This window comes from Saccharothrix sp. ST-888, from assembly GCF_000955975.1.
Taxonomy (GTDB): Bacteria; Actinomycetota; Actinomycetes; order Streptomycetales; family Streptomycetaceae; genus Kitasatospora.
The window spans coordinates 1-1299 of record NZ_JYJF01000278.1; the positions used below are offsets into that span (position 1 = coordinate 1).

Consider the following 1299-nt stretch of genomic DNA (forward strand, 5'->3'; position numbering starts at 1 on the left):
TCTTCCGCGAGGTGGCGGGGGAGTTCGAGCGTCCGGTGATCCTGTTCTCGGGCGGCAAGGACTCCATCGTCATGCTGCACCTGGCACTGAAGGCGTTCGCCCCGGCGCCGATCCCCTTCTCCCTGCTGCACGTCGACACCGGGCACAACTTCCCCGAGGTCATCGCCTACCGCGACCGCACCGTCGCCCGCCACAACCTGCGCCTGCACGTCGCCCACGTCCAGGACTTCATCGACGACGGCCGACTGCGCGAACGCCCCGACGGCACCCGCAACCCGCTCCAGACCGTCCCGCTGCTGGACGCCATCGAGACGAACCGCTTCGACGCCGTCTTCGGCGGCGGCCGCCGCGACGAGGAGAAGGCCCGCGCCAAGGAACGCGTCTTCTCCCTGCGCGACGAGTTCGGCGCCTGGGACCCGCGCCGCCAGCGCCCCGAACTCTGGTCCCTCTACAACGGCCGGCACGCCGTCGGCGAACACGTCCGGGTCTTCCCGCTCTCCAACTGGACCGAACTCGACGTCTGGCAGTACATCGAACGCGAGTCCATCGAACTCCCCGAGATCTACTACGCCCACGAGCGCGACGTCTTCACCCGCGACGGCATGTGGCTCACCGCCGGCGACTGGGGCGGCCCCAAGGACCACGAGACGGTCCAGCGCCGCCTGATCCGCTACCGCACCGTCGGCGACATGTCCTGCACCGGCGCCGTCGACTCCCACGCCGCCACCACCGCCGACGTCATCACCGAGATCGCCGCCAGCCGCCTCACCGAACGCGGCGCCACGAGGGCCGACGACAAACTCTCCGAAGCCGCCATGGAAGACCGCAAGCGCGAGGGGTACTTCTAGACATGACCAGCACCCAGGCCACCGAGGCGCTCAGCGCCACCTCGCTGCTGCGCTTCGCCACCGCAGGATCCGTGGACGACGGCAAGTCCACCCTCGTCGGACGGCTGCTGCACGACTCCAAGTCGGTGCTGGCGGACCAGCTGGAGGCCGTCGAGCACGCCTCCCGCAGCCGGGGCCAGGAAGCCCCCGACCTCGCCCTGCTCACCGACGGCCTGCGCGCCGAGCGAGAGCAGGGCATCACCATCGACGTCGCCTACCGCTACTTCGCCACCCCCAGACGCCGGTTCATCCTCGCCGACACCCCCGGGCACGTGCAGTACACCCGCAACATGGTCACCGGCGCCTCCACCGCCGAGCTGGCCATCGTCCTGGTCGACGCCCGCAACGGCGTCGTCGAGCAGACCCGCCGGCACGCCGCCGTCGCCGCCCTGCTGCGCGTGCCGCACGTGGT

At 70.7% G+C, this 1299-nt stretch carries 2 protein-coding genes; both read left to right on the forward strand.

Annotated features, from left to right (window positions below):
* Positions 1 to 848, forward strand: an 848-nt coding sequence (cysD, locus tag UK12_RS32600; RefSeq protein ID WP_045306823.1) for a sulfate adenylyltransferase subunit CysD, incomplete at its 5' end; no start/stop codon positions are given.
* Positions 849 to 850: 2 nt separating this feature from the next.
* On the forward strand, positions 851 to 1299 hold a 449-nt coding region (locus UK12_RS32605; RefSeq protein WP_045306824.1), incomplete at its 3' end, for a GTP-binding protein.